Genomic DNA, 18,007 nt, shown 5'->3' with positions numbered 1-18,007 from the left:
ATCCAATCAGCAAGCACCGACAGACTTCAGGTGAGGCGCTTCGAGCGAGTCGCTGGGTGAGGCACAGTATGTACATGATCGCGTACGGCTTCAGTGAATACGGCGGACCCGACACCGAATACCTTCTGGACCTACCCGTCGCCGAGCCGGGACCTGGCCAGATTCTCGTCGCGGTCCACGCCGCCGGCGTCAATCCCGCGGATTGGAAGGTGCGGGCGGGCAATCGCAAGGACACCGTGCCGATCACCCTGCCTGCGGTTCTCGGCCGGGAAGTATCGGGCACGGTCGTGTCGGCCGGTGCCGGTGTGGCCGACTTCTCGGTGGGCGACCACGTGTTCGGAGCCACCGCGTCGGGATACGGAGGCTATGCGCAGTACACCGTGCTCAACGCGTCGAGCACAGCCCACAAGCCCGAATCCGTGTCCTGGGCGGCCGCAGCCACTCTGCCGGTGGCCGCCGGGACCGCATACGACGCGCTGGCGCGGCTCGCCGTGGGCGCGGGTGATTCCATCCTGGTGCTCGGCGCGGGCGGCGGCGTGGGTTCGACCGTTCTGCAACTCGCGCGAGCCGACGGTATCGACGTTCTCGCAGTCGCGAGTACGGGCAAGCGGGAGTGGATCGAGAGCCTCGGAGCCGAATTTCTCGCCTCCGGCCCCGATTTCGTCGACTCACTGTCACGACCGGTGAACGGCATCATCGATCTCGTCGGGGGCGAGAGCTTGCGCGCCGCCGCGACCGCTGTGACGGCGGGGATACCGATCGTCAGCGTTGCAGACCCGGTGCTCGCGGCGCAGTGGGGTGGTTCCGGTGTCGATCGCGACCGCACCACCGCGGCATTCGCCCGGCTGGCCGACCTGACTGCGTCGGGCATCATTCGTCCGCGTATCGACCATGTGTTCCCGCTCGAGCGTGCGGGTGAGGCTCTCGCCCTGGTCGAGGACGGGCACGTGCTCGGCAAGGTCGTGGTCGAGGTTCGCTGATGCCGGGTTCGCGGGAGCGGAGAACTGTCGGTGCGTTCCGGCACACTGCTATGACAAGGAACGACGACCGAGTACCGAGATCGACGATGGGGCGTGCGTGAGAAAGCTGTGGGTGGCGGTACTGCTGGTGATCGCTGCGGCCGTGATGGCAGTGTTCGGCTCGTGCGACCGGCCCATCGTCCCCGGTTTCTCCCCCGTCGAACCCGCTCCGGGTAGTCCCACTCGCACTCAGGTCGAGCAGTTGCTCGCGCAGGTTCGCGTGGTCGCCGCCAGGCCCGACGCCCTCGGCTACGAGCGCGGATGCAAGAGCGGCGAAGGGTGTGTGTTCGGCCCGGCGTGGACGGACGACTACGACGGGCCGGGTGGTCACGACGGCTGCGGTACCCGCGACAACGTCCTGGCGCTGTCGATGACGGAAGTCGAGTTCCGGGCCGGCACCCGCGACTGCGTCGTGCTGTCGGGTTCGCTCGCAGATCCGTACTCCGGTGAGCCGATGCAGTTCACCAAGGCCGATGCCGGAAAGATCCAGATCGATCACGTCTACCCCCTGTCCGCCGCGTGGGACATGGGCGCGAACACGTGGTTGCCCGACAAGCGAATTCGGTTCGCCAACGACGTCGCGTTCAATCTGCTCGCGGTCAACGGAGCCGACAATCAGAGCAAGAGCGACAAGACACCCTCGCAATGGTTGCCGCCGAACGAGGCCTACCACTGCTTCTACGCAGGAAAGTACTTGTCGGTCGCCGCCCAGTACGAGTTGCCGATCACCCAGGCCGATCAGGGTGTTCTCGCTTCGGTCGCCTCGACGTGCGCGGCGTAAAGTCTCAGCGATGGCACCAGCACACGCGCGCAGCTTCCTCGACCGTGAGACACAGCTCTGCATGTCCCTGTCCGGCCGACCGAGCAACATCGGAACACGCTTTCACAACTATCTCTACGACGAGTTGGACCTGAACTTCGTCTACAAGGCGTTCACCACCACCGACCTCGCCGCAGCGGTGGGAGGCGTTCGCGCGCTGGGCATTCGAGGCTGCGCCGTCTCCATGCCGTTCAAGGAAGATGTCATCGAACTGGTCGACGTGATGCACGAGTCCGCCAGCGCGATCGAATCCGTCAACACGATCGTCAACGAGAACGGCGTCCTGCACGCATACAACACCGACTACCAGGCCGTCGCGAACCTACTCGGCGCGAGTGGCTTCTCCACCGATTACTCGGTGGCGGTCACCGGCAGCGGCGGTATGGCGAAAGCTGTCGTTGCCGCGCTGCGGGATTCGGGTTACACCCGGGGTACCGTCGTCGCCCGCAACTCGAACACCGGCCCTGCCCTCGCCGAGACCTACGGCTACGACTGGTCCGCCGAAGCGGTGGGCGCAGACCTGCTGGTGAACGTGACCCCGGTGGGTATGGCCGGTGGACCGGACGCTGATTCGGCACCGTTCACCGACGAGCAGATCGACGCGGCGAAGGCCGTGTTCGACGTCGTCGCCATGCCGTCGGAGACGCCGCTGATCGTCGCCGCTCGGGCCGCCGACAAACCCGTGATCACCGGCGCTCAGGTCATCGCCCTGCAGGCGGCAGAACAGTTCGTCCTCTACACCGGAGTCCGGCCGTCGGACGAACAGATCGCGCGCGCATCGGAGTTCTCGCGCAGGTGACTCACAGGTGCTGCCACCGGGGCTTGTTGGCGTAGGCGTACCGGTAGTACTCCGCGAGTGCTAGCGACGACGCCGCGGCCTCGTCCAACAGCACCGTTGCGTGCGGGTGCCATTGAATGGCCGACGCCGGACAGTACGCCGACAGCGGTCCCTCGACGGCCGCCGCCACCGCGTCCGCTTTCGACTCCCCCGTTGCGATCAACACGAGGTGGCGCGCCTCGTCGATGGTGCCCAGCCCCTGCGTCAGTACGTGATGCGGTACGTCCTCGGGAGAATCGAAGAACCGGGCATTGTCGACGCGCGTCTGTTCGGTGAGCGTCTTCACCCGCGTCCGCGACTTCAGTGAAGATCCGGGCTCGTTGAAGCCGATGTGCCCGTCGGTGCCGATTCCGAGGATCTGGACATCGACGCCACCTGCGGCCGCGATCGCGGCGTCGTACCGCTGCGCCTCTGCAGCTATGTCGTCCGCTTCGCCGTCGGGCGAGAAGACCGCGGCGTCGTCCAGGTCGACGTGGTCGACGAAGTTGTCTCGAATGAACGAGAAGTAAGACTGCTCAGCGGTTTTCGCCAGTCCGATGTACTCGTCGAGGAGGAAGGCGCGACAGTGCGCGAACGACAGGCCGTCCTCCCGATGCCGCCGCGCCAATTCGCGATACGTGCCCACCGGGGTCGACCCGGTCGCCAGTCCCAGTACAGCCGGACCGGCTCGCACCACTCGTTCGACGATGTCGGCGGCCGTTCGATCCACTGCGTCGACCCCCTCGAGGATCACTACCTCCATCTAGCTGTCCTCTCCGATTGCAGTTCCGCCTCTGATCACCTGCAGTGGCTCGAACGCCGCGTCGACCACCAGGACGTCGGCTCTCATGCCCTCTTCGAGGCAACCGATCTCGGAGTCGAGGCCGATCGAGGCCGCCGGAGTCGACGATGCAGCCCGCACGGCCTCGACCAGGGGCACGCCGGCGTCCAGCACGGCTCGGCGCACCAGGTCCAGCACGGTAGCGGTTCCGCCCGCGATCGGAGCGGTCTCGTTGTCTGCGTCGCGGGACAACCGTGCAACCGCGTGGCGGACGGTCACATCCAGTGGTCCGAGTCGATAGCGACCGTCCGGCATGCCGGCTGCGGCCATCGCGTCGGACACCAGTGCGATCCGTGCGCCACCGACGAGATCGAACACCGCACGCACGGTCTCGTCGGCGAGATGCACTCCGTCGCCGATCAATTCGAGCACCATCATGCTGCGCGCCGCGGCCGCCAGGCATTCGCTCACCGGGCCCGGCGACCGATGATGCCAGGTCGGCATTCCGTTGAACAGATGTGTTGCAGTCATGGGGCCGTCCCCCAACGACTCGATACCGCGTCGAGTGGTGAGCGCGTCGGCGTCCGTGTGCCCGATGCTGGGAAGTATTCCGTTCTCCCGCAACATCTCTGCGATAACGGGGAACCCGTCGATCTCGGGCGCCAGGGTCATCGACCGCACCGCGCCGCGGCCCGCGTCCAGTATGTCGCGGAGCAGTCCGGGATCTCCGCTGCGCAGCGAGGCCGGATCCTGTGCGCCGCAGCGTGCGACGGCGAGAAACGGCCCCTCGAGGTGGACGCCTGCGATGTCACCGGATTCGTACAGATCGGCCAACACCGACGTCTGCGCGATCAGCCGATCCGGCGGTGCCGACACCAGTGAGGCGAGCATCGTCGTGGTCCCGCGAGAGCGGTGATGCCGTACCGCCGTCATGAGATCGACGGCCGGTGAATCGGGAAACGACGTTCCAGCTCCACCGTGGCAGTGCAGATCGACCAACCCCGGGAGGATCGTCGAATTCGTTTGCGGGACGGCCTCACCGGGCCACGCCGATGTCGGCCCGACCCACGAGATCCGGTCTCCCGTCGACGCGACGACGCCGTCCTCGATCACCCGGTCGCGCGTGACGACCCGTCCGCGGTGCGCCGTCGCAGTGGATGCGGTCATGCTCGGTCGGGTTCGAGCACGGCGTCGTCCTCACGTCCGGGGGTGCGCAGGTTCCACTTCTTGATGACGAAGCTGAACAGGAAGTAGTAGATCACCGCGTACACCAGGCCGATCGGAATGAGCAGCCAAGCCTTGGTGGCGATTCCGTAGTTCAGCAGGTAGTCGATGCCACCGGCGGAGAAGAAGAAACCGTCATGGATTCCGAGGGCATTGGTCAACGCCATCGAGGTTCCGGTCAACACCGCGTGGATGATGTAGAGCGGCCAGGCCACGAACATGAACGAGTACTCGAGCGGCTCGGTGATCCCGGTGACGAAGGCAGTCAGGCCGGTGGACAACATGATTCCGCCGACGATCTTCTTCTGCGACGGCTTGGCATTGCGGTAGATCGCGAATGCCGCAGCGGGAAGGGCGAACATCATGATCGGGAAGAATCCGGTCATGAACACTCCGGCGGACGGGTCGCCGGCGAAGAACCGGTTCAGATCGCCGCGGACCAATTGACCGCTTGCATCCTGGTAGTCCCCCACCAGGAACCAGACGACGGAGTTCAGAATGTGGTGCAGCCCGGTGGGAATGAGCATGCGGTTGGCGAAGCCGTAGATTCCGCTGCCCACCACACTGTGGTCGGCGACGGTGTTGCCCACCCATTGGAGAGCACTGTAGAAGAGTGGGTACACGAACGACATGATCACAGCGACGACGAGACCGGTGATCGCCGTCATGATCGGCACCAGACGACGGCCGCTGAAGAAGCCGAGATAGTCCGGCAGCTTCTGGCGATAGAAACGCTGCCAGAGAATTGCCGAGAGCAGTCCGATGACGATGCCTGCCAACACGCCGTAGTCGATCACGGCGGGGTCACCGTTGGCATCGACCTCTCCGTCGAGCACGACCGGCGACATTGCCGTGAAGACGCCGTTCATCACCATGTAGCCGACCACCGCTGCGAGCGCCGTCGAACCGTCGGACTTCTTCGCCCAGCCGATGGCGATACCGACCGCGAAGATGAGGGGAAGCCAGGTGAAAACCGACTGACCGGCGGCGGAGATGACCGCAGCAGTGGTCTCCAGTGCGCTGAATCTCCCCAGCAGGTCGTCCTGACCGAGCCGCAGGAGAATTCCGGCGGCAGGCAGAACAGCGATCGGCAGCATGAGGCTGCGACCGAACCGCTGCAGCCCGGCCAATGATCGTGATTCCTTCTTCGGCTCGGTATCGATCGAGTCCGTCTTCTTCGGGGTCATGGCGACCTTCTCTTCGAGGCTGGTCCTTCGGGGGCGATTTCGCTGTTGTGACCGGATGCCATCAGGGGTACTGTCCGGTCATTACCAGTTGTAGTTTGGCCAGGTGGCAGGCTCGTGTCAACCCGGCCGTGTGATCCACCCGACAGATACAAGCCGACAGAAAGCGAGAATCCACATGTCCAAAGCGGACGCGATCGTCGAAGGCCTCGGCGGTGCCGACAACATCGTCGAGATCGAAGCGTGCATCACTCGGCTGCGCACCGAGGTGAAGGACGGGTCGTTGGTGAACGAGGCGGCGCTCAAGGCGGCAGGTGCCCACGGCGTGTTTCACAAGGGAACCGCCGTTCAGGTCATCGTCGGCCCCGAAGCGGACACGCTCGCAGAAGACATCGGCGACATCCTGTGAGCGCACGGGCGATCCTCAGCCCGGTTGCCGGGCAGGTCATCTCGCTCGCCGATGTGCCGGACCCGGTGTTCTCGGCGCAGATGGTCGGCTCCGGTGTCGCGCTACGCCCGGCTCCGAGCGACGGGGCCGTCGAGGTTCGGTCACCGGTCGCAGGCACGATCCTCAAACTCCATCCGCACGCGTTCGTCGTCTTCACCGAGGACAAGGCGGGCGTGTTGGTGCACATCGGCATCGACACCGTGAAGATGAAGGGCGCGGGCTTCGAACTCGTTGCCGCAGAGGGTGATCGAATCCAGGCCGGCGACCTCGTCGTCACCTACGATCCCGCAGCGATCGCGGCGGCAGGCTACTCGGATGTCGTTCCGGTGGTACTGATGGACTCGAAGCCGGATTCGGTCACCAGTGCAAGCATCGACAACACCGTGGCAGTGGGCGATCTTCTGTTCGAGCTGCCCTGATCTCACCGACGCTGCGGGGTGCGCCGCCCGCCTTCTACTTCCATCGACAGTTGATACCGATCGCAGCGGTACCAGCTCTCGGTGTGTTCGAGCGGCTCGTCGCCGCTGAAGGAGACGCGGTCGAAATACAGCACGGGGGCACCGCGCTTTGTGCCGAGCAGAGTGGCGATATCGCTGTCGGCCGCAGTGGCTTTGACGGTCTGCTCGGCCCGGTCGATGGTCAACCCGTAGTGGATCTGCACGGCCTCGTACACCGATTTGCTCAGGTCGTGCTCGATCAGGCCGGGGAGCAGGGAAGCCCGGTACCACGCGTCGTCGACGCTGACCGGTTCGGCGTCGGCCAGCCGGAGGCGCTTGACGTGGTAGGTCTGTTCGCCGTTGGCCAGGCCGAGGGCACGAGTCGTTGCCGCCGAAGGGCTTTCGAGCCGTGCGAACAGCACCACCGTGGTAGGCGTCAATCCTTGCGCGCGCATCTCCTCCGAGAACGACGCCAGGTGCAAACGAGACTGAACGGTGCGACTGGCCACGAACGTGCCCTTGCCACGCACCCGAACCAGGTGTCCGTCGTTGACGAGCTGGCCGATGGCCTCGCGGACGGTGATGCGGCTGACGCCGTAGTCCTCCATCAGTTTTCGCTCGCTGGGCATCAGATCGCCGGGTTGCAACTCCTTGGTGCAGCGGTGCAGCAGAATCGCGCGAAGCTGTTCGTGCTTCGGGACTTGACTGTCCCTCAGATGTACGGGCATCACCACTGCGCCGGCCTTTCCGTCACTCGCCGACCCAGCGGTACGGACTGGTCCGGTCCAACCCAAAGACTACGTCACGTCGACCGTGCCCCGACAGCGTTCGGCCACCGACTCCGAGCGCCGACCCGGCGCGACGGGAAACGACGCGACAGGCGACGGCCCACAGTGCATCATCGTCAGTCGTGACCACTGCCGACGCCGCCGACAGACCGACGCCGCTCTCGACCCCCGTCAGCGCGGGAATCGTGGCATCACTGGTCGGCTTCACCAGCTCGTTCGCCGTCGTGCTGACGGGCCTGCGGGCGGTAGGGGCAAGCCCGACCGAGGCGGCCTCCGGATTGCTGGCGCTGTGTGTCACCCAGGCCGTGGGCATGATGTGGCTCGCGCGCAGATACAGACAGCCCATCACGCTGGCGTGGTCGACGCCGGGCGCTGCGCTGCTCGCCGGAACCGGCATGGTGGTCGGAGGGTGGCCCGCCGCAGTGGGTTCGTTCGTCACTGTTGGGGTGCTGATCGTCCTGACCGGCCTGTGGCCACGACTCGGTGCCGTGGTCTCGAAGATCCCGATACCACTCGCTCAGGCGATGTTGGCCGGAGTGCTGCTGCCGCTGTGCGCGGCACCGGTCGTTGCATTTGCCGACTCCCCCGCCCTTATAGCTCCGGTGGTACTCGTCTGGCTGCTGGTACTTCGCTTCAACGCGCGCTGGGCGGTGCCCGCTGCGTTCCTCGCGGCAGCTGCAGTCATCGCAGCGGACTTGATCGGCGGCGGCACACCCATCGCGGCCTCCGATCTGATTCCTCGGATCGACTGGACGATTCCGCACTGGACGTGGCAGGCGACCGTCGGTATCGCAGTGCCGCTGTACATCGTCACCATGGCGTCGCAGAACATCCCGGGCACCACCGTCATGGCGTCGTTCGGCTACCGAATTCCTTGGCGTGCGTCGATGACCGTCACCGGAACCGGAACCGTCCTCGGCGCTTTCGCGGGTGGGCACACGATCAACCTCGCGGCGATCAGCGCTGCGCTCGCGGCGAATCCCGGTGCCCATCCGGACCCGAAGCGGCGATGGGTCGCGGCGTTCTCTGCCGGCTCCTCGTATCTGGTGCTGGCGCTGGCGTCCGCGGCCCTGGCGACCCTGGTTGCCGCAGCGCCTGCAGGCGTGGTCGAAACCGTTGCCGGACTTGCCTTGTTGGCAACTCTCGCCGCGTCGCTGTTCGGTGCACTCGAACATGCGTCGGACAGGGAGGCGACCGTTCTGACGTTCCTCGTCGCCGCTTCCGGCCTGACGTTCGCAGGAATCGGCTCCGCATTCTGGGCCTTGGTCGTCGGGCTGGTGGTCCGAGCGATCCTGCGTCGGCAGTCCCCGGCGACGCCCGCTTCCGACGCCACTGGTTAGGGTCACGTTCATGACCGATCAGGTGAACCCAGGGCCGGAATTGTCGCACGCATCGGACTTTCCGGCTCTGTGGCCCGTGACGACGCGATGGGACGACAACGACCACTACGGCCACGTCAACAACGTCACCTACTACGCGTATTTCGATACCGCCGTCAACGGTTGGTTGATGGAGACGACCGGACTCGATATCCGGACACTGCCGGCGATCGGTGTCGTCGCCGAAACCTCGTGCCGCTACCTGTCCGAGTTGAGCTTCCCGGATCGACTTCAGGTGGGCCTGGCCGTCGAGAGGCTGGGCACCCGAAGCATCGTGTACTCGCTCGGGTTGTTCCGCGAGGCCGGCGACGATGCGTTGGAGTTGGCGGCGAGGGGTCGATTCGTACACGTGTACGTCGATGGGGTCACCCGTAAGCCGGTGGCGATTCCGCCCGAAATCGAGAGCGCAGCGCGCACTTTGGTGATCGGGACCGCGTCGAGCTGACCGACTACAGGCCGATTTCGTCGGCCGTACGCAATGCCCTGGTGACTATGTCGTCGATAAGCGTCGTGGTCGGCCCGCCTGCCACGGCCCGGTTTCGCGAGTCGGCTTCCATCCGGCGCATGACGCCTTCGGCGATGATCGAGAGCTTCCACAGCGCCAACACCTGCCAGAATCCGACGTCGGAGACGTCGCGCCCGGTGTGCTGCGCATACGACTCGACAAGCTCGGCCCTGGTGGGAAAGCCCGGCAGAGTCGAAGCCATGAACGGACCAGCGACCCCGTCGTCGGCTTGCGGCCAGTAGGCCAGCAGACCGCCGAGGTCCGCCAACGGATCTCCGAGTGTGCACAGTTCCCAGTCGACGACCGCCGCGACACGGCCGTCTTCGCGGGCCGTGATGACGTTGCTCAGGTGGAAGTCTCCGTGCACCAGGGTCACCTCGTGCTGCGGAGGAATCCCCGCTGCCAATCGAGTTGCCAGCGAATCGATACCGGGTACGTCGCGAGTGCGCGAGGATTGCCACTGCTTCGTCCACCGGGCGAGTTGGCGAGCGGCGTACGGTTTGTGACTGGCCAGATCTGCCAGACCCGCGGAGTCGAGATCGACGCGGTGGATGTCGGACAGCGCCACCGTGAGGCCGAGTCCGATGCGGCGTCGGTGATCGGGGTCGAGTTGTTCGGCTGCCGCCACCGAGTCGACGACGATCCCGTCGACGAAACTCATCAGCACGAGCGGGACCTCGGACACCGAAGGATCCTCGGTGATCGCAATCATCTTCGGAACCGGCACCGCCGTGTTCTGCAGGCCGGACAGAATTCGATGTTCGCGCACGACATCGTGTGCGGAGGCCAGCAGATGCCCCAGTGGTGGACGGCGAAGCACCCAGTTACTGCCACCGGCGTCGCGGACGGCGTAGGTGAGATTGGACTGACCGTTGCCGATCCGCTGAAAGGTGAGGGGCGAGGTTGCGCCTATCCCCAATCCTGCGATCCAGGTCGATACTGCGTCTTCGTCCAGTCCCACTGCGCCCATACAGAACCCTCACTTCGCCGCGCGACACCGTTGTCGCCTGCCGTCACCGGAATTCGACCGATAGTAGCGAAGCGGAACCTGCCCTGGTGCGAAAGACTCCGGGCTCGGGGCGTGTCAGCTGGCGCGCACGAACGCGGGGACCAGATCCGGTGCGGCAGGTACTGCGGCCGGCACCGCTGCGCCGCGCTTGACGGCGATTTCGTCCACTTCACCGATCAGCATTGCGACCAACGTCTCCGGTTCTGCCGCCCACACCGAGGAGATGTTGCGCACCTCGGCCGGAGCGAAGAGGCCGCTGTTGGTCAGTGCATCGATCCACTCGGCGACGGCCTCGGCGGTGGGCTCGGGCACCGTGGATCGATCGAGGGAGTCCGCCTCGAACTCGTTGCAAAAGAAGGCGCGGACCATGTCGAGCTGTCCCTGAGACATTGCGGTCATGTTCTTCTCCTTCGAGTGTCCGGCGTCCGTAGTTGTCGAATACCCCGTGGCTACGGGTTACGACGGGTAGCACGGTCCGTTTCCAGATCGTTATCGTTTGGGCTGTAACGGTCGAATGCGGGTTTCCGATGCGGCTGAAACTACGCCCTTCCGGTGGGTCTCGCCCAGGGTGAACTGGACTATGTGAGTATCGTCACACAGTTTTACCCATCCGATCAACGCTTTGCAACGAAGTCATAGTTCGCTTTACGAACTGCTGTGATGGGGAACAACGGGAGGACAAATGCCCAGCTGAGAGGGCCGAGGGCCGACCCGGGGTGCTGTTCGACACTCGGACATGAGCACCACCGAATCGAATCCACCCCGCTCCGTTCCAGGTCAGAGGATTGCTGCCACGCATGCAAACATGTTCGCGCACCTGAATATGGCGCTGAAACAAACTTCCAGAATTTGACGGCGCAGACTCTGCTCCTCGACAATTCACGGTTCCGCACACGCGACCCGGTGTGATCGAATCGTTACCAGAGCAATGATCAGCCGGTTCCCAAGTTCCTCACATCCGCCGTTCAGCAGGTTCTGGCACCGTGGCACCCATGTCACCACCGAGCCTGGACTCCGGACCGATTCGCGCGTCGACCGACGCAGAGACGACTGCGCTGCCGTCCAGCACCTCGAGCCGCAGACGCAGGCGAGCCGTCGTCGCGCGCTCGGCCGTGTCAGGTGCCTCTGCGGTCCTGCTGCCGATCTTCCTGATGTGGGCACCGCACATCGCAACCACGACGTCCTGGCAATCGACCCCGGCCGCGGCACTGGCCGCTCATCTGCTCGATGCGATCGATGTGACCGCGGTGTTGATCGCCGTAGCCGCGCTCGCCGTCGTGGCGCTGATACGCAAGCTGCCGTACGGAATCGGGGTGGTGATCGCCTGCACCGTCGGTGCCGTCGTCACCAGTGCGATCGCTCGCGAGATCATGGGAGCGTCGATGCCGTCCGCAGACCTTCCGAGCGGTCAACTCGTCGCCGTGGCCTCGCTGCTCGGAGCTGCATCCATGGTGGCGTCCGCGGCGTGGCGGCCCGTGATCCTCGGTCTGGGAACGGTCGCAACACTCGCGGTGGCGGCGGCCGCCCTGATCGTCGGATCCGCGTCCGTCACCGGGATCGTGAGCGCCGCATCGATCGTGTTCGTGTGGTGGCCGACGTGCTCGATCGTCATGCTCTTCTCGCCCGATGCAGCTGCCCGTGAAGCCCGCAACCCGATCGACACGGCCGCTCTGGCCGTTCGACGCAAGACGGGGCGCTCCCGTTGACATCAGGAGCGCCCCATTCTGCGTTGCTACGAGGTCGTGACTAGAGAGCTTTGAGCTCCTCGGTCACCTCGGATACCGACTTCTTCGCGTCACCGAACAGCATCGAGGTGCCCTCGGCGAAGAACAGCGGGTTCTCGATGCCTGCGAAGCCCGAGGACATCGATCGTTTGAGGACGATGACCGACTTCGACTGATCCACGTTCAGGATCGGCATCCCGTGAATCGGGCTCGACGGGTCGTTGCGCGCCGCCGGATTGGTCACGTCGTTCGCGCCGATGACCAACGTGACGTCGGTACGGGCGAACTCGTCGTTGATGTCGTCCATCTCCTTCATCGCGTCGTAGGCGACGTCGGCTTCGGCAAGGAGCACGTTCATGTGCCCGGGCATGCGACCGGCGACGGGGTGAATGGCGTACTTGACCTCGACGCCCTTCGACTCCAGCAGCTTGGCCATGTCCTTGACCGCGTGCTGCGCCTGCGCGACGGCGAGGCCGTATCCGGGAACGACGATGACCTGGTTGGCGTACGCCATCTGGATGGCAGCGTCGGCTGCGGAGGTGGCCTTCGCCGTTCCGCCGCCTGCACCCGCAGGACCTGCAGCAGCGTCGCCCCCGCCGAATCCACCGGCGACGATCGCCGGAATGGAACGGTTCATGGCCTTGGCCATCAGGTTGGTCAGGATCGTGCCGGACGCGCCGACGATCATGCCGGCGACGATCATCGCAGTGTTGTTGAGCGCCAGGCCTGCGGCCGCCGCAGACAGACCGGTCAGAGCGTTGAGCAGCGAGATGACGACCGGCATGTCTGCGCCGCCGATGGGCAGCACGACCGTCAGACCGAGAATTCCGGCGAGTACGAGAACCGCCACGATCCACCACTGCGACACCCCGCCGCCCGGAGTGGCGTTGATGCCGATGACCACGGCGGCGGCCACAGCACCGATCAGCAGCAGAGCATTGAGCGGCTGCTGCAACTTTCCGATGGTGATGGGCGAGCCGGGCAGGGTCTCCTGCAGCTTGAGGAACGCGATCAGCGATCCCCAGAACGAGATCGACCCGATGATGGCCGCGAACAGCGACCCGATGACGATGTGGACCGTCGGCGATTCACCGTGCTTGAAGTTCGAGAATCCCGACGTGTCGAGGAATTCCGCCCACGCGATCAGCGCAACCGTTCCACCGCCGACGCCGTTGAACAGGGCCACCAACTGTGGCATCGCGGTCATCTTGACTCGGCGAGCAGGCGGGATACCGAGCGCGACGCCGACGACCAAGCCGACGACGATCAGAATCCAGTTTCCGGTATCGCGAATAGAGATCAACGTCGCCACGACGGCGAGGAACATGCCGACAGCGGCGATCTGGTTGCCGCGCACGGCTGTCTTCGGTCCGGTCAGACCCATCAGTCCGTAGATGAACATGCCGAAGGCGACGATGTAGAGAATGTTGACGAGATTGTCCATCAGGAGTCAGCACCCTTCGTGGCCTTGGCAGGAACGGGCTTGGACTTGAACATGCCGAGCATGCGGTCGGTGACCACGAATCCACCGATGACGTTGACCGTTCCGAACACGAGAGCGACGAACAGGATGACCTGCAGGCCGATGGACGGATCCTCGACCTTGCCGAGCACCACCAGGGCACCGAGCACGACGATGCCGTGGATGGCATTGGTTCCCGACATCAACGGGGTGTGCAAGGTGTTGGGCACCTTGGAGATCACCGCGAAGCCGACGAACCCGGACAGCACCAGGATCGCGATGTTCGCGAGCAGCGGGGTGTACATCAGTTCTCCTTCTCACGTGTCACGCAGGCGCCGGCGAGGACCTCGTCCGAGAAATCCGGAGCGAGCTTGCCGTCCACCAACATGAGTTCGAGCAATGCCGAGATGTTCTTCGAGTACAGCTCGCTGGCGTGCTCGGGCATCGAGGCCGGCAAGTTCAACGGGGAGCAGATGGTGACGTCGTGCTTGACGACGGTCTCGCCGGGCTCGGTGAGTTCACAGTTGCCACCGGTTTCCCCTGCGAGGTCGACCACGACGCTGCCCGGCTTCATGCCCTCGACGGCCGCGGCCGTGACCAGTCGCGGGGCGGGGCGTCCGGGAACCAACGCGGTGGTGATGACCACGTCGAATCCCTTGATGGCCTCTTCGAGAGCCTTCTGCTGTTGCACCCGTTCGTCTTCGGTCAGCTCACGCGCGTATCCGCCCTCGCCTGCGGCGTCGATCCCCAGATCGAGCCACTGCGCGCCGACGGAACGAACCTGGTCCGCCACCTCAGGACGCACGTCGTACCCGGTGGGGCGGCCGCCGAGACGCTTCGCGGTGGCGAGCGCCTGCAGACCTGCCACGCCGACGCCCAGTACCAGCACGGTGGCGGGCTTGACGGTGCCCGCGGCGGTGGTGAGCATCGGGAAGAACCGGGTGGACTCCGACGCGGCCAGCAGCACGGCCTTGTAGCCGGCGACGTTGGCCTGAGAGGACAGTGCGTCCATCACCTGCGCCCGTGAGATCCGCGGGATCGCTTCGACGGCGAAGGCCTGTACACCAGCCGCCTTCAACGCCCCGATGCTGTTCTCCGCGTTGCGCGGTGCCAAGAATCCGATGAGCGTCGAACCCGACGTCAGCTTGGCGATCTCGGCATCGGACGGCGGCGCGACCTTCACCACGACGTCGGCCGACCACGGATCACCGATTGTCGCTCCGGCGGCGACGTACAGCTCGTCGGGAATCAGAGCGCCGAGACCGGCGCCGGACTCGACGACGATCTCGACGCCCTTGCCCGCCAGGGAGGCAACGATCTTGGGCACCAGAGCGACACGACGTTCACCCTCCCCCGATTCCCGAACCACACCGACGACAGTCGTGGATCCCGAACCCTTCTCAGTGCTCTGCGATGTATCCAAATCTCCGTCTTCCTGCGTTGAATGGTGTCCACGAATCGACCAACGGCTCCGAGCCTGCGACGAGCGGACGAACCCATGCGACAAGGCACAAGGTCCCTGATAGTAGCCAGAGGAGACAGACCGCGGGTAGCCCGGAACACAGTCCGATTCGTTCTGAATCGAGTCCGTTTCGACATTCCTCGGCCACGGGGAGCGCAATTGTGATGCGCGCCATATGGGTCTATCGGTGATGAACGGACCCTACAGTGACAACCGTGGAACCTTGCATCTTCTGTGCCATCGTCGCGGGTGACGCTCCCGCGCACCGCGTGTTCGAGAACGACCATGCCGTCGCGTTTCTCGACATCCGGCCGGTCACTCGCGGCCACCTGCTCGTCGTTCCGCGCGAGCACGCCACCGATCTGAACGCGACCCACCCGGACGCGGCCGCAGACGTGTTTCGCGTCGGGCACACGCTGGCGCGCGCGGTCCGGCACTCGGACCTGCGCGCCGACGGAGCCAATCTCGTGATCAACGACGGTAAGGCCGCATTTCAGACGGTCTTCCACCTGCATCTGCACGTGGTGCCTCGTTGGCACCGGGACCGCTTCCGGTTCGCGGCCGGCTTCGTGACACGTCGTCTGAGTGAGCCCGAGCGTGTCGCAGACGCCGTTCGTGTCGGGTTGGCCCGGCTCGATGGCGATCCGACAGCATGAAGCTGTTCCTGTCGTCGTATCGATTCGGTGGCCACTCCGAGGCTTTCGTCGACCTCACCGGCCCACCGTCCGATCTCGCCGTGATTGCGAACGCATCGGACGCGTGGCCGCGCGCCGCTCGCGAATCCTCGCTCACAAGCGAGTTCGTTCCGCTGCGGGCGCTCGGGTATCGGCCTGCCGAGCTGGATCTGCGCGAGTACGTGGGTCGGTCCGCTGCTCTCGAGCGCGCCCTCGACGACTTCGGCGCGGTGTGGGTGCGCGGGGGCAACACGTTCGTCCTGCGCGCTCAGCTCGCCCGCTCGGGCGCAGACGAGGTCATCGCCGAGCGTGTTCGGCGAGGATCGATCGTGTACGGCGGATACAGCGCGGGCGCGTGTGTTGCCGCACCGTCGTTGATCGGCGTCGAGGACGCGGACGACCCCGGCGAGGTTCGGCCCGCGACAGGTGTCGATCCGGTGTGGACCGGACTGGGCCTGGTCGGTTTCTCGATCGTCCCGCACCTGAATTCCGTTCTGGACGAGAACGATTCGGGGCATGCAACGATGCAGCGCCTGCGCAGGGACGGCATCGACTGCCGTGGGTTGACCGACGAACAGGCCATCGTCGTCGATGCGTCGGGAACGCGTGTGCTCGGTAGTTGACCGTCCTTCGGCCCGGGCGAGTCTTCAGCCCAGGCGAGCAAGTGGAGCGAGTCGGTCCAGCGAGGACCACGCCAGCGAGCACCGTCTGGCGGTCATTTCGTCCGCGTCGAGCACCAGCATGTCGAACAACTGGCGAGGGGCCTGATGCCACGAGTCGGCAATTTGCGCGATGGCTGCTCGATCGAAGAGCCCGGACTGTGTCAGCGCCTGAACCCACTCGTCGATCTCGCCTCGGTGAATGCGCTCGATGGTGTCGTATTCGATTCCGCCCCCGAGAAATTCGTACGAGAACATCGCGGCCACGTAGTTCCAGGAGTCACTTCCGGGATCGATCATGGTGCAGCCTCCTTGTCGACTCGCACCGCGTGGAGTGCGAGGTTCGCTGCGCTGGACGCTAGCGTGGCGAACTACAAATTTACGTGTCGACGACGCATCGATCTGGTAACGCCTGAGGCTGGTGTTACTGATGTGACTCACTTCGGTCAAACGCTCTCCCTCTCCCCGACAGGGTGGGTAAAGTCCGCGTTCGTGCGCACTCGAGCCGTTGCAGCCTTGATCGCTGCGGTCGCGTGCGGGCTGGTCGGATGCTCGAACACGCCGGCCACCGAGGCCGGTCCGGATACGTCCGAGACGGCCGACCGACCCATCACCGAAGAACTCTTCGTCGGTGAATGCGGCTCGATGGACGACGCAGAAGTGCAGGAACTCACGGCCGTATCCGACCTGACGGCGGTGTCCGAGAACGCCATTCGTTGCCGCTGGGAATCCGCGAGCGGCGCGTACGCGATGTTCACCTGGTACCGCGGCAGCCCCATCGACCGAGAGAGTTCCGTGGCCGAGGCCGTCGGTCGCACCATCGAGCGCATCGATGTGGACGGTCACCCTGGATTCACCGCCGCGGCGTCGGGAGCGTCGTGCGAGGCCGGAGTCGAGAACGGGGACGGCTTCGTGCACTGGTCCGTCAACTTCGTGGTCGACGGCCCCCGCGATTCCTGCGACGTCGTCGAGGATCTGGCCAGAACCACGATCTCGAAGGCGAAGTAGCCTGATGTCGACATTCCGCTCCGCCGATTCCACCCGCCGCGTCCTCGCCGCTGTCCTCGTCACTGCGGCCGTCGGTACCGGATGCACCACCACCGTGACCGGTACGGCCGTGCCCGCTCGATCCGGCGGCAGCGGACAGTTCGACAAGCTGCTCGGGGAGTGCATCGCCGTCCCTGATCCCACCATCGCCGAAACAGTGGGTGCCGACCTCGTCGAGCAGTACTTCTACGGTGCAGTGTGCATGTGGACCGGCATCGGCGGCGGCGGACTCATCGATGTGACTTTCGCCTGGTTCGAGAACGATGCACTCTCGCGCGAGCGAGACCTGGCCGATCGGCTCGGCTACGCGACCGAAGACGTCACCGTTGCCGGCACCACGGCGTTCCTGTCACGACGGCCGGACGATCCGTCGTCGTGCGGAATCAGCGCGGCGTACTCGGGTGTCATCACTTGGTGGGTGCAGTACCGAGGCGCCAGTCCGGCCGACCCGTGCGCCGCCGCCACCGAACTCGCAGAACTGACGCTGCAACGCAATCAGTGACCGAGCGCCGACCGGCCCCGACTCCACCGCACACGCGGCCGTGACACACTCGAGTGGCGACGGTCA

22 protein-coding genes are annotated in these 18,007 nt (G+C 65.2%); 12 read left to right on the top strand and 10 right to left on the bottom strand.

Annotated elements, in window-relative coordinates; genetic code table 11:
* Nucleotides 1-74 precede the first annotated feature (74 nt).
* From CH291_RS17185 to CH291_RS17175, 3 genes are all read left to right on the top strand, one after another.
* Nucleotides 75-980 (top strand): NADP-dependent oxidoreductase, encoded by a 906-nt coding sequence (locus CH291_RS17185; RefSeq protein WP_094688161.1) that lies wholly within the window; start codon nucleotides 75-77, stop codon nucleotides 978-980.
* 97 nt (nucleotides 981-1,077) lie between these two features.
* Nucleotides 1,078-1,800 (top strand): HNH endonuclease family protein, encoded by a 723-nt coding sequence (locus CH291_RS17180; protein WP_256980881.1) that lies wholly within the window; start codon nucleotides 1,078-1,080, stop codon nucleotides 1,798-1,800.
* 10 nt (nucleotides 1,801-1,810) lie between these two features.
* Nucleotides 1,811-2,638 carry a shikimate 5-dehydrogenase gene (locus CH291_RS17175; protein ID WP_094669477.1) on the top strand — a complete coding sequence of 276 codons (828 nt, stop codon included), beginning with the start codon at nucleotides 1,811-1,813 and terminating at the stop codon, nucleotides 2,636-2,638.
* A 1-nt stretch (nucleotide 2,639) separates the two neighbouring features.
* On the opposite strand, the gene nagB is transcribed toward CH291_RS17175, so the two are convergent.
* From nagB to CH291_RS17160, 3 genes are read right to left on the bottom strand one after another with little or no spacing between them, the layout of a single operon-like run.
* Complete coding sequence (gene nagB / locus CH291_RS17170; RefSeq protein WP_094688141.1) at nucleotides 2,640-3,419, bottom strand: glucosamine-6-phosphate deaminase; 780 nt, start codon at nucleotides 3,417-3,419, stop codon at nucleotides 2,640-2,642.
* Nucleotides 3,420-4,604 carry an N-acetylglucosamine-6-phosphate deacetylase gene (locus CH291_RS17165; RefSeq protein ID WP_179276586.1) on the bottom strand — a complete coding sequence of 395 codons (1,185 nt, stop codon included), beginning with the start codon at nucleotides 4,602-4,604 and terminating at the stop codon, nucleotides 3,420-3,422.
* Nucleotides 4,601-5,848, bottom strand: coding sequence for a PTS transporter subunit EIIC (locus tag CH291_RS17160; protein ID WP_068048343.1), 1,248 nt, complete (start codon nucleotides 5,846-5,848; stop codon nucleotides 4,601-4,603). Before CH291_RS17160 ends, CH291_RS17165 begins: the two co-directional genes overlap by 4 nt.
* Before the next feature lie 175 nt (nucleotides 5,849-6,023).
* On the opposite strand from CH291_RS17160, the gene CH291_RS17155 reads away from it, so the two are divergent.
* The gene (locus CH291_RS17155) at nucleotides 6,024-6,254 is read left to right on the top strand and encodes a glucose PTS transporter subunit EIIB (protein WP_032393491.1); all 231 of its coding nucleotides are present in this window, start codon (nucleotides 6,024-6,026) and stop codon (nucleotides 6,252-6,254) included.
* The gene (locus CH291_RS17150) at nucleotides 6,251-6,712 is read left to right on the top strand and encodes a PTS sugar transporter subunit IIA (protein ID WP_094638592.1); all 462 of its coding nucleotides are present in this window, start codon (nucleotides 6,251-6,253) and stop codon (nucleotides 6,710-6,712) included. The genes CH291_RS17155 and CH291_RS17150 overlap by 4 nt, the downstream gene beginning before the upstream one ends.
* A 2-nt stretch (nucleotides 6,713-6,714) precedes the next feature.
* Here the strand turns inward: CH291_RS17150 and CH291_RS17145 are convergent, their stop codons facing one another.
* A complete protein-coding gene (locus CH291_RS17145; RefSeq protein ID WP_179276585.1) occupies nucleotides 6,715-7,458 on the bottom strand; it encodes a GntR family transcriptional regulator in 744 nt (247 codons plus the stop codon).
* A 182-nt stretch (nucleotides 7,459-7,640) separates the two neighbouring features.
* Here CH291_RS17145 and CH291_RS17140 point away from each other — a divergent pair, with 182 nt between their 5' ends.
* Nucleotides 7,641-8,858 (top strand): benzoate/H(+) symporter BenE family transporter, encoded by a 1,218-nt coding sequence (locus CH291_RS17140; protein ID WP_094688140.1) that lies wholly within the window; start codon nucleotides 7,641-7,643, stop codon nucleotides 8,856-8,858.
* Nucleotides 8,859-8,868: 10 nt separating this feature from the next.
* Nucleotides 8,869-9,342, top strand: coding sequence for an acyl-CoA thioesterase (locus tag CH291_RS17135; RefSeq protein ID WP_068048350.1), 474 nt, complete (start codon nucleotides 8,869-8,871; stop codon nucleotides 9,340-9,342).
* 4 nt (nucleotides 9,343-9,346) lie between these two features.
* On the opposite strand, the gene CH291_RS17130 is transcribed toward CH291_RS17135, so the two are convergent.
* Nucleotides 9,347-10,372 carry a phosphotransferase family protein gene (locus CH291_RS17130; RefSeq protein ID WP_094669475.1) on the bottom strand — a complete coding sequence of 342 codons (1,026 nt, stop codon included), beginning with the start codon at nucleotides 10,370-10,372 and terminating at the stop codon, nucleotides 9,347-9,349.
* 114 nt (nucleotides 10,373-10,486) lie between these two features.
* The gene (locus CH291_RS17125; RefSeq protein ID WP_068048355.1) at nucleotides 10,487-10,810 is read right to left on the bottom strand and encodes a hypothetical protein; all 324 of its coding nucleotides are present in this window, start codon (nucleotides 10,808-10,810) and stop codon (nucleotides 10,487-10,489) included.
* Between the two features lie 593 nt (nucleotides 10,811-11,403).
* On the opposite strand from CH291_RS17125, the gene CH291_RS17120 reads away from it, so the two are divergent.
* Nucleotides 11,404-12,117 (top strand): hypothetical protein, encoded by a 714-nt coding sequence (locus tag CH291_RS17120; RefSeq protein ID WP_094688139.1) that lies wholly within the window; start codon nucleotides 11,404-11,406, stop codon nucleotides 12,115-12,117.
* A gap of 40 nt (nucleotides 12,118-12,157) precedes the next feature.
* On the opposite strand, the gene CH291_RS17115 is transcribed toward CH291_RS17120, so the two are convergent.
* From CH291_RS17115 to CH291_RS17105, 3 genes are read right to left on the bottom strand one after another with little or no spacing between them, the layout of a single operon-like run.
* Nucleotides 12,158-13,579, bottom strand: a complete 1,422-nt coding sequence (locus CH291_RS17115) for an NAD(P)(+) transhydrogenase (Re/Si-specific) subunit beta (RefSeq protein ID WP_037193418.1) — start codon at nucleotides 13,577-13,579, stop codon at nucleotides 12,158-12,160.
* Nucleotides 13,579-13,902, bottom strand: coding sequence for an NAD(P) transhydrogenase subunit alpha (locus CH291_RS17110; protein ID WP_068048360.1), 324 nt, complete (start codon nucleotides 13,900-13,902; stop codon nucleotides 13,579-13,581). Before CH291_RS17110 ends, CH291_RS17115 begins: the two co-directional genes overlap by 1 nt.
* A complete protein-coding gene (locus tag CH291_RS17105; protein ID WP_068048363.1) occupies nucleotides 13,902-15,020 on the bottom strand; it encodes a Re/Si-specific NAD(P)(+) transhydrogenase subunit alpha in 1,119 nt (372 codons plus the stop codon). Before CH291_RS17105 ends, CH291_RS17110 begins: the two co-directional genes overlap by 1 nt.
* Before the next feature lie 245 nt (nucleotides 15,021-15,265).
* Between CH291_RS17105 and CH291_RS17100 the strand changes: the two genes are divergently transcribed.
* Nucleotides 15,266-15,715 carry an HIT family protein gene (locus tag CH291_RS17100; protein ID WP_068048366.1) on the top strand — a complete coding sequence of 150 codons (450 nt, stop codon included), beginning with the start codon at nucleotides 15,266-15,268 and terminating at the stop codon, nucleotides 15,713-15,715.
* Nucleotides 15,712-16,356, top strand: a complete 645-nt coding sequence (locus CH291_RS17095) for a Type 1 glutamine amidotransferase-like domain-containing protein (RefSeq protein WP_094638598.1) — start codon at nucleotides 15,712-15,714, stop codon at nucleotides 16,354-16,356. Before CH291_RS17100 ends, CH291_RS17095 begins: the two co-directional genes overlap by 4 nt.
* Before the next feature lie 24 nt (nucleotides 16,357-16,380).
* Here the strand turns inward: CH291_RS17095 and CH291_RS17090 are convergent, their stop codons facing one another.
* The gene (locus CH291_RS17090; RefSeq protein WP_068048371.1) at nucleotides 16,381-16,692 is read right to left on the bottom strand and encodes a hypothetical protein; all 312 of its coding nucleotides are present in this window, start codon (nucleotides 16,690-16,692) and stop codon (nucleotides 16,381-16,383) included.
* A gap of 192 nt (nucleotides 16,693-16,884) precedes the next feature.
* On the opposite strand from CH291_RS17090, the gene CH291_RS17085 reads away from it, so the two are divergent.
* Entirely contained in the window at nucleotides 16,885-17,400 is a 516-nt protein-coding gene (locus tag CH291_RS17085; protein WP_068282542.1) for a DUF3558 domain-containing protein, read from the top strand.
* Nucleotides 17,401-17,404: 4 nt separating this feature from the next.
* On the top strand, nucleotides 17,405-17,941 hold the full coding sequence (locus CH291_RS17080) for a DUF3558 domain-containing protein (protein WP_094638600.1): 537 nt from the start codon (nucleotides 17,405-17,407) through the stop codon (nucleotides 17,939-17,941).
* Nucleotides 17,942-18,007 lie beyond the last annotated feature (66 nt).

The organism is Rhodococcus sp. 14-1411-2a, from assembly GCF_002259485.1.
In the GTDB taxonomy this organism is placed as follows: domain Bacteria; phylum Actinomycetota; class Actinomycetes; order Mycobacteriales; family Mycobacteriaceae; genus Rhodococcoides.
Note: the sequence above shows the minus strand (reverse complement) of the source record. Positions and strands in the feature narration are given on the sequence as shown.